Origin of the sequence: Archangium sp., assembly GCF_036388035.1 — a bacterium.
GTDB lineage: Bacteria > Myxococcota > Myxococcia > Myxococcales > Myxococcaceae > Archangium.
This window is the reverse complement of the sequence record NZ_DASVSO010000927.1, coordinates 1-8,443: the sequence shown is the minus strand read 5'-3', so window position 1 is coordinate 8,443 and position 8,443 is coordinate 1. Positions and strand designations below refer to the sequence as shown.

Sequence of the window (8,443 nt, the reverse complement as noted above, 5' to 3'; positions counted from 1 at the left end):
GGCGGTGAGCGAGACGGCCTGCCCCATGGTGGCCAGGTCGATCGCGCGGTCCACGTCCTGCTCCTTGAAGTACTGCGTCACGTCGCCCACGTCCGAGACGAAGACGAACGAGCGCACGCGCACGAAGAGCGACTGGAGCGTGTAGGTGAAGAGCAGCATCATCCGCGACGCGTTGCGCACCGAGTCGGAGACGTCACAGAGGACGACGACTTCGGGGCGCTCGGGGCGGCGGGCGCGAAATAGGGGCACCATGGGCACCCCACCCCACGGCAGGTTGCGGCGCAGCGTGCGGCGCACGTTGAGCGTCCCCTTCCGCTTGGAGCGCGCCTTGCGGATGAGCCGGGCCTTCAGCTTCTCGGCCAGCGTCTTCACCGCCGCCTCCATCTGGTTCACCTCGGCGTGGCTGAGCTGGTGCAACGGCTTGTCCACCACCCCGCCCGAGGGCTTGCGGATACGGGCCTCGGCCTGGCGCTTCACCTCGCGCCGCGCCGCCTCCTCCACCTTGCGCATGGCCTCGGCCACGTGGCGCGAGACGATCTCCACGCCCTCGGCCGGCAGGCCCCGCTTGCGCAGCTCGTCCTCCATCCCCTTGAGCTCCGAGCGCGCCCGGTCCACGCCCGCGGCCACCAGCAGCCGCCGGGAGAAGAAGCCCGTCTGCATCGTGCTCTGCATCTGCGAGAGGTCCAACTGGAGCGTGGCCGCCCGGAAGATCTGCGCGAGCCTCGCCCGATCCCCCATGAGGGCCGCCTGGGCCAGCGGGGACAGCTCGGGGAAGAGCTGGTTCATCTGGAACAGGAGCATCGTGAGGTTGTCGCCCTCGATGAGCCCCTGCTCCTGAATCTGCTGCGCCAGCGACTTGTCGATCGCCTCGAACGTCTTCGCCGCCCCCGAGAAGAAGAAGTCGAAGGCGCGGTTGAAGACGTCCACGTCCTGCTGGCGCTTGACGAGGGTGGTGCGCAGCACCGAGCGGAAGATGCCCTTGTCCTGGAGCCCCACCTCGGAGGCCGCCCGGGCCGCGTCCGAGACCTCGGACGTGCTCACACGCACCCCGTTCTGGCGGAGGACCTCGGCGAACTCGACGATGCGTGCGTCCATGGGTAGGGGGGGTCCTCGACTCGGTGCCAGACGTTCTAACAGCCTCGGGTCCGCGATGTGAGCGCTCGTCCTCCCTGCGGGCGGCCCGTGTGTCCTGTATATCCACCCCGAGGAAAGCCGAGGGAGACATTCATGCCAACAGCCGTCGTCACCGGGGCGGGCATCCGGATTGGAAAGGCCATCGCCTTGGCGCTCGCCGAGGTGGGGTACGACCTGGCCCTGCACGTCAACCGCTCGACCGAGGGAGCCGAGGAGGTCGCCGGGAAGGCCCGCGCCCTAGGACGGACCGCCACGGTGTACCGCGCCGACCTGGGGACGCCGCGTGAGCTGGAGTCCCTGGCGACGACCCTGCGCGAGGCCCACCCGACCATCGACGTCCTCGTGAACAACGCGGGCATCTTCGAGCGCGTGGCCTTCGAGAACATCACCCGGGAGCGGTACCACCGGATGATGGGGATCAACCTGGAGGCGCCCTTCTTCCTCACCCAGGCGCTGCTCCCCGCGCTGCGAGCCACCCCCTCCCCGCTCGTGGTGAACCTCACCGACATTGGCGCGGAGCGGGCGGTGAGCCACTACGCCCACTACACCGCCAGCAAGGCGGGCCTGCTCATGCTCACCCGGGCGCTGGCCGTGGAGCTGGCGCCCCAGGTGCGGGTGAACGGCATCTCCCCAGGGACGGTCATCTTCCCGGAGGACTTCGACGAGGCCACCCAGAAGGCCATCCTCGCTCGCATCCCCCTCGGGCGGGTGGGCACGGCCGAGGATGTGGCCCGGGTGGTGGTCTTCCTGGCCCGCGAGGCCCCTTATATCTCCGGACAGGTGATCGCCGTGGATGGAGCCCGGAGCGCCCAGCTATGAACCGCCCCCTCTCCGAGGTTGCCCCGCGAGACGCGCAGGGCCGCCCGTTGGATGTGATCGAACTGCGCCAGCTCCCCGTGCGGTGCATCGTCGGGGTGTACCCCGCCGAGCGAGGCACGCCGCAGCCGTTGGATCTCGACGTGGCGCTGTACCTGGACACCCGGAAGGCCGCCGCGGCGGGCAGCCTGCGCGACACGGTGGACTACGCGCGGCTGTCCGGGGAGCTGCGCTTCCTGCTGGAGACGGCCGACTTCCGCATGCTGGAGACGGCCGCCGAGGCCCTCTGCCGCTACATCCTGGCCCCGCCCACCGAGGACTCGGCGCGAGCCCCGGTGCGGGCCGTCACCCTGCGGCTGTCCAAGCCGGAGGCCCTGGGCCGAGCGGGACTCGCCTCGTTGCAGGTGCATCGCACCGCGGACGAGTACCAGTTCGAGCTGGAGCAGAAGCCCTTCGGGCAGGTGGACATCGTCTTTCAGGACGAGCACGTCGGCATCTACCGGCTGCGCGTGGCCCCGGGCCGCACCATCCCCACGCACGAGCACCGGGTGATGAATGAGGCGGAACTGGTGCTGGGCCATGGGCTGCTGCTCCAGGGCCGTCCGGTGCCTGCGGGCACGGGTTTCCGCTGGCCGAGGCACTTCCCGCACCGCTACGACAACCCGAGGACGCTCGAGCAGACGGTGCTGTGCGTGGACCGTCCAGCCTTCCTCCCCCACGACGAGGTGGAGGTGCCCGAGCCCGAGGGCGGACTGATGCCGATAGAGGGCCGCGCCTACTACCCGGCGGCGGCGAGCACCCCAGAAGCGGAGGGCGAGCGATGGTGAGCACACGCCCCGTGGGCACCCGGAAGGTGCTGGTGACGGGCGGGGGCAGCGGCATGGGCCTCGCGGTGGCCGAGGTGCTGCTGCGAGCGGGAGGCCAGGTGGCGGTGACGGGGCGCCGGGCGGAGCGGCTGGAGGCGGTGGTGCGCGCCTGGCCCGGTCAGGCGGTGGCCGTCCCCTGCGATCTGGCGTCTCCTTCCGAGCGCGCGGGACTGCTGGCGCGGGCGGCTGAGAAGCTGGGCGGATTGGACGGACTGGTCCACTCGGCGGGGATCGTGGAGCACCAGCTCCCCGGCCACATCTCCGAGGAGGCCCTGCGGGCCCAGCTCGAGGTCAACCTGGTGGCCCCGCTGCGCCTGGGTGAGGAGGCGCTGTCGGTCCTGGAGGACGGTGGGGGCATGGTGTTCATCGCCTCCACCCTGGCCCAGCGGCCGCTGACCACCAGCGCGGTCTACAGCGCGTCCAAGGCCGGATTGCTCGCGGCGATGCGCTCACTGGCCCTGGCGGGTGCCTCGCGGCGGGTCCGAGCCAACGCCGTCTGCCCGGGAGTGGTGGACACGGAGATGGTGCGGGCCCCGCGCTTGAGCCCCGGTGAGCCACCTCCCAAGGGCGAGGAACTCGAGCGGAGGATCTCCGCTCAACTGTCCACGCTGGGGGCTCTGCACCCGATAGGACGACTCGGGAAGGCCGAGGAGGTGGCCGAGGCGGTGGTACACCTGCTCTCGGCCCCGTGGACGACCGGCAGCGAGCTGGTCATCGACGGAGGCCTGCTGCTGCGGGAGTGAAGCTCAGTCGTGCTCGCCCCGGTAGATGCAGCCCGAGGTACAGGTCTCGCGCACCATCACCTGGGAGAGCTGCGGGAGACGAGGCCGCACCCGCTGCCAGATCCACCGCGCCAGGTTCTCACTGGTGGGGTTGGACAGCCCGTCGATCTCATTGAGGTAGTAGTGATCGAGCTGGGCCTGGATCGGCTTGAAGGCCTCGGTGAGATCGGCGAAGTCCATCACCCACCCCGAGTCCGCCCCCACCTGACCCTGGACATGGAGGGTCACGCGGTAGGAGTGGCCGTGCAAACGGGAGCACTTGTGTCCCGCCGGCACATTCGGGAGGCGGTGAGCCGCCTCGAAGGTGAACTCCTTGAAGATCTCCAAAACAGACTCCTGTGTGCCTCGGGGTGATTACCGGGGCAGCTCGAAGGACATCACGGATTCCACGTGGTGCGTCTGGGGGAACATGTCCACCACCTGGAGCGCGAGCGGCTTATAACCCGCCTCTACCAGTCCGGCCGCGTCCCGCGCCAGCGACCCTGGATCACAGGCCACATACACCACGCGCTTCACCCCCAGCGCCTTGAGCCACCGGGCGAGCCCCGGCGCCCCGGTCCGAGGAGGATCCGCCAGCGCGAGGTCGAAGCGATTCCCCTCGCGGAGGAGGCCCTCGCACACCTTCCGGGCGTCGCCCTGGATGAAGCGCACATTGGTCACCCCACCCTCCCGAGCGCTGCGCTGGGCCATGTCCACCGAGGCCGGGGAGGACTCCACCCCGAGCACCGAGGCCGCGCTCGCCGCCAGCGGGAACGTGAAGTTGCCATTGCCCGAGTACAGCTCCAGCACCGCGTCCGTCTCGCGCGGGGCCAACTCGTACAGGGCCGACGTCACCAACCCCACGTTGGCCTCCGCATGGGCCTGGGAGAATGCGTCCGGCCGCAGGTACTGCGGCACCTCCGGCCGCAGCGGAGAAATGGAGCGCAGCACCGGCTTGCCGAGGAGGCGCGGCGAGCCCTCCTTGGGCACCAGCACCGCACCCTCGAGCCGCAGCGCGCGCACCGCCGCCTCGCAGGCCTCCACGTGCCTCGGAGTCGCCTGGCCCTTCAGCATCACCGCGAAGGCCGCCTTGTCGCCCTCGGCCAGCAGGTGCACCTCCTCCGCGTCCCGGGACACCGGCTTGAGCAGCGGCGCCAGCTTGCCCGGCAGCCCCGCGAGCACCGGCACTAGCGCGCCGCACTCGCTCACCGGCACCCGGTCATGGCTGCGCCGCCCGAAGTAGGTCAGCTCGTCCTTGAGGAAGTGCAGCACCGCGCGTCGCCGGTAGCCGAAGTCCGTGGGAGCGATCAGCAGGGGCCGTACCGCGAAGCTGTCCCGCTTCAGCCGGCCCAGGTGCTCCAGGGCGGAGAGGACGATCTCCTGCTTCGCGGCACGCTGGGCGGACTCGGACAGCTCCAGCCAGTCGCACCCACCGCACCGGGCGTTGAGGGCACAGGGCGAGCGCCGCCGCTCCCGGCTCGGCGCCAGCACCTCACCGAGGAGATGGCCGCGCATCACCTTGCCCTCCTGCTCCAGGCGCACGCGCACACGCTCGCCAGGGAAGGTGCCGGGCACGAAGACGGTACGGCCCTCGTACGAGGCCACGCCCTCTCCGAGCTGCCCGAGGCGCTCGATCGTCAATTCAATGGGGGTATCCGGCAGCATGGGAAACGGGGAAGCGGCGACCCTTTCAGGGCGCCATCCTTATTCGACCTCCGCTCCAGCGCAGGTATTCCGCCGCGGCCCCGGAAAGCGGGACCGCGGCGGGCACGGCGAGAGACCGGGGGACCGATCTCAGAGCTTCATCTCACGCACGTCCGGGGCCACCTTGAGCCTGGGCTCGGTGAGCTCCTGCACCTGCGCCACCGTCACGCCGGGGGCGAGCTCGCGCAGCACGAGCCCCTCGGGCGTCACGTCGATGAAGGCGTAATCGGTGACGATGTGGTTGACGCACTTGAGGCCGGTGAGGGGCAGCGCGCACTTCTTGAGGATCTTCATCTTCGGCGGCTTTCCCTCCTTCCGGCTGACGTGCTCCATGGTCACGAAGACGCGCTTGGCGCCCACCGCGAGGTCCATGGCACCGCCCGGGCCCTTCACCTTGGTGCCGGGGATCATCCAGTTGGCGAGGTCACCCTCCTGGCTCACCTCCATGGCGCCGAGCACGGCCATGTCGACGTGGCCGCCGCGGATCATCCCGAAGGACAGCGCCGAGTCGAAGAAGGAGGCGCCCTTCACCACCGTCACCGTCTCCTTGCCGGCGTTGATGAGATCCGGATCCTCCTCGCCTTCCATGGGCCAGGGGCCCATGCCGAGGATGCCGTTCTCGGACTGGAACATGACATCGAGACCCTTCGGAATGTAGTTGGCCACCAGTGTGGGGATGCCAATTCCGAGGTTCACGTAGTAGCCATCGCGCAGCTCCTGGGCGATGCGCTGGGCAATCTGCTCACGGGTCAGGGGCATGGCGTCCTCTCAGGCCTTCTTCTGCACGGTGCGGCGCTCAATCCACTTCTCGAGATCCTTCGACTGGACGATGCGCTGCACGAAGATGCCGGGCAGGTGCACCTGATCCGGGTCGAGCTCGCCGGCGGCCACGATGTGCTCGGCCTCGACGATGGTGACCTTTCCCGCCATGCACATCATCGGCGAGAAGTTGCGGGCCGTCTTGCGGAACACCAAGTTGCCCCAGGTGTCCGCCTTCCAGGCGCGCACGATGGTGAAGTCCGCCTTGAGCGGCGTCTCCAGCACGTGCAGCCGCCCGTCGATCATCCGCGTCTCCTTGCCTTCGGCGAGCGGAGTGCCAGCGCCCGACGGCGTGAAGAAGCCACCGATGCCGCAGCCGCCCGCGCGGATGCGCTCGGCCAGCGTGCCCTGCGGGTTGAGCTCGACCTCCAGCTTTCCGGCGAGCATCAGGTCCTCGAAGATCTTGTTCTCGCCCACGTAGCTGGCGACGAGCTTCTTCACCTGGTTGGCCTTGAGCAGGATGCCCAGGCCCAGCTCGGTGGTGCCGCAGTTGTTGGAGATGATGGTGAGCCCCTGAGTCCCCTTGCGGTGCAGGGCCGCGATGAGGTTCTCGGGGTTGCCGCACAGCCCGAAGCCGCCGCTCATCAGCGTGGCGCCATCCGGGATGTCACGGACGGCCTCGTCCGCGCTCGCGATGATCTTGTTCATGAGCCCCTCCTACGAGAACGGGGCGAAGGCCCGTCACAGGCCTCCACCCCGCCCCCCTCCGTCAGCCGGAGAGGGAGTGCGTCCCACGTGGGACTAGCGCTCCACCATCAGCGCGATGCCCTCGCCGCCGCCGATGCACAGCGACGCGACGCCCCGCTTCTTGTTCGTGTCCTGCATCGTGTGCAGCAGGGTCACCAGGAGGCGCGCGCCCGAGGCGCCGATCGGGTGGCCGAGCACCACCGCGCCGCCGCGCACGTTCACCTTCGAGCCCTCCAGGCCGAGGATCTTGTTGTTGGCCAGGGCCACCACCGCGAAGGCCTCGTTGATCTCCCAGAGGTCCACGTCGGTGGTCTTGTGGCTGGTGCGCTTGAGCAGGGCGTTGATGGCGTCGGCCGGAGCGATGGTGAACTCCACCGGCTTGCGGGCGGCCCCGGCGTAGCCGGCGATGCGGCCCAGCACGGTGCGGCCCTCGGCCTTGGCGCGCTCGGCGCTCATCAGCACCAGCGCCGCGGCGCCGTCGTTGATGGAGGAGGCGTTGGCGGCCGTCACCGTGCCGTCCTTCTTGAAGACGGACTTGAGCGTGGGGATCTTGTCCGGCCGGGCGTTCTTGGGCCCCTCGTCCTCGCTCACCACCACGTCGCCGCCCTTGCCGCCGGGCACGGTGACGGGGACGATCTCCCGGGTGAACAGGCCGGCCTTCTGGGCCTCGATGGCGCGCTTGGTGGACTCCAGGGCGTACTCGTCCTGGTTGGCGCGGCTGATGCCCTGGGTGGTGGAGCACTCCTCGGCGCAGTTGCCCATGTGGACGTTGCCGTAGGGATCCCACAGGCCGTCGTGGATCATCGCGTCCTTGAACTCCACGTTGCCCATGCGGGCGCCGCCACGCATCGAGTGGCTGAGGTAGGGCGCGTTGCTCATGGACTCCATGCCACCGACGACCACCACCTCGGCATCCCCGAGGGCGATGGCCTGGGCGCCAGCGATGACGGCCTTCATGCCCGAGCCGCACACCTTGTTGATGGTGACGGCGGGGACGCTGTCCGGGATGCCGGCCTGGATGGCGGCCTGACGCGCCGGAGCCTGACCCACGCCAGCCTGGAGCACGCAGCCCATGATGGTCTCATTGACCTGATCCGGGGACACTCCCGAGCGCTCCAGCGCCGCCTTGATGGCGATGGCGCCGAGCTGCGGAGCCGTCAGCTTGGAGAGGGCGCCCTGGAAGGCCCCGATGGGGGTACGCGCCGCGCCCACGATGACCACTTCACGAGCCATGAACTGCCTCCTTGGGGAGGTGGAAGAGAATTTCGAATAACAGTCGGGAAGGCCCTTATCACCGAGCCCTCCGAGTGGATCAAGCCTCCTTGCCTGCCCTGAAGCCCAAAAGCAAACGGCCGAGCCCCCTCTCGGGGACCCGGCCGTCGCGTACCCTCTTATGAGGGAGACAAGCCTTACTTCTTCAGCTTGCTCGCCATCACGTCGCCGAGGCGGGCCTTGGAGCCCTCGGCCTGGCGGCGGAGGTACTCGCGGTAGTCCTCGCCCTCGCCGATCAGGGCCTTCATCGACAGGGCCACCTTCCGGTCCTGGGTGTTGATGTCGATGATCTTCACCTCGACCTCCTGGGCCTCGGTGACCACGTCACGCGGATTCTCGACGCGCTCCTCCTTCAGCTCGGAGACGTGCACGAGACCCTCGATG

At 69.3% G+C, this 8,443-nt stretch carries 10 protein-coding genes; 3 read left to right on the top strand and 7 right to left on the bottom strand.

The features are described from left to right. On the bottom strand, positions 1 to 1,095 hold a 1,095-nt coding region (locus VF697_RS38495), incomplete at its 3' end, for a VWA domain-containing protein (protein ID WP_331103000.1). A 132-nt stretch (positions 1,096 to 1,227) separates the two neighbouring features. On the opposite strand from VF697_RS38495, the gene VF697_RS38490 reads away from it, so the two are divergent. From VF697_RS38490 to VF697_RS38480, 3 genes are read left to right on the top strand one after another with little or no spacing between them, the layout of a single operon-like run. Continuing rightward, a complete protein-coding gene (locus VF697_RS38490) occupies positions 1,228 to 1,953 on the top strand; it encodes an SDR family oxidoreductase (RefSeq protein ID WP_331102998.1) in 726 nt (241 codons plus the stop codon). After that, positions 1,950 to 2,777 carry a dihydroneopterin aldolase gene (locus tag VF697_RS38485; RefSeq protein WP_331102996.1) on the top strand — a complete coding sequence of 276 codons (828 nt, stop codon included), beginning with the start codon at positions 1,950 to 1,952 and terminating at the stop codon, positions 2,775 to 2,777. The genes VF697_RS38490 and VF697_RS38485 overlap by 4 nt, the downstream gene beginning before the upstream one ends. Continuing rightward, positions 2,771 to 3,559, top strand: coding sequence for an SDR family oxidoreductase (locus VF697_RS38480; protein ID WP_331102995.1), 789 nt, complete (start codon positions 2,771 to 2,773; stop codon positions 3,557 to 3,559). Before VF697_RS38485 ends, VF697_RS38480 begins: the two co-directional genes overlap by 7 nt. A gap of 3 nt (positions 3,560 to 3,562) precedes the next feature. Here the strand turns inward: VF697_RS38480 and queD are convergent, their stop codons facing one another. The 6 genes from queD to VF697_RS38450 all read right to left on the bottom strand — a co-directional run. Beyond that, the gene (gene queD / locus VF697_RS38475; protein ID WP_331102993.1) at positions 3,563 to 3,925 is read right to left on the bottom strand and encodes a 6-carboxytetrahydropterin synthase QueD; all 363 of its coding nucleotides are present in this window, start codon (positions 3,923 to 3,925) and stop codon (positions 3,563 to 3,565) included. Positions 3,926 to 3,952: 27 nt separating this feature from the next. Beyond that, entirely contained in the window at positions 3,953 to 5,242 is a 1,290-nt protein-coding gene (locus VF697_RS38470) for a class I SAM-dependent RNA methyltransferase (protein ID WP_331102991.1), read from the bottom strand. Positions 5,243 to 5,371: 129 nt separating this feature from the next. Continuing rightward, a complete protein-coding gene (locus tag VF697_RS38465) occupies positions 5,372 to 6,040 on the bottom strand; it encodes a CoA transferase subunit B (protein ID WP_331102989.1) in 669 nt (222 codons plus the stop codon). Positions 6,041 to 6,049: 9 nt separating this feature from the next. Beyond that, positions 6,050 to 6,748 (bottom strand): CoA transferase subunit A, encoded by a 699-nt coding sequence (locus VF697_RS38460; RefSeq protein ID WP_331102987.1) that lies wholly within the window; start codon positions 6,746 to 6,748, stop codon positions 6,050 to 6,052. A gap of 93 nt (positions 6,749 to 6,841) precedes the next feature. Beyond that, complete coding sequence (locus VF697_RS38455; RefSeq protein WP_331102985.1) at positions 6,842 to 8,020, bottom strand: acetyl-CoA C-acetyltransferase; 1,179 nt, start codon at positions 8,018 to 8,020, stop codon at positions 6,842 to 6,844. Between the two features lie 176 nt (positions 8,021 to 8,196). Next, on the bottom strand, positions 8,197 to 8,443 hold a 247-nt coding region (locus tag VF697_RS38450), incomplete at its 5' end, for a S1 RNA-binding domain-containing protein (protein ID WP_331102983.1).

What these genes read in the sequence shown, in the direction of transcription:
- VF697_RS38490 (WP_331102998.1), top strand. Translation starts at nt 1,228, where the DNA reads ATGCCAACAGCCGTCGTCACCGGGGCGGGCATCCGGATTGGAAAGGCC.
- VF697_RS38485 (WP_331102996.1), top strand. Translation starts at nt 1,950, where the DNA reads ATGAACCGCCCCCTCTCCGAGGTTGCCCCGCGAGACGCGCAGGGCCGC.
- VF697_RS38480 (WP_331102995.1), top strand. Translation starts at nt 2,771, where the DNA reads ATGGTGAGCACACGCCCCGTGGGCACCCGGAAGGTGCTGGTGACGGGC.
- VF697_RS38470 (WP_331102991.1), bottom strand. Translation starts at nt 5,242, where the DNA reads ATGCTGCCGGATACCCCCATTGAATTGACGATCGAGCGCCTCGGGCAG.
- VF697_RS38465 (WP_331102989.1), bottom strand. Translation starts at nt 6,040, where the DNA reads ATGCCCCTGACCCGTGAGCAGATTGCCCAGCGCATCGCCCAGGAGCTG.
- VF697_RS38460 (WP_331102987.1), bottom strand. Translation starts at nt 6,748, where the DNA reads ATGAACAAGATCATCGCGAGCGCGGACGAGGCCGTCCGTGACATCCCG.
- VF697_RS38455 (WP_331102985.1), bottom strand. Translation starts at nt 8,020, where the DNA reads ATGGCTCGTGAAGTGGTCATCGTGGGCGCGGCGCGTACCCCCATCGGG.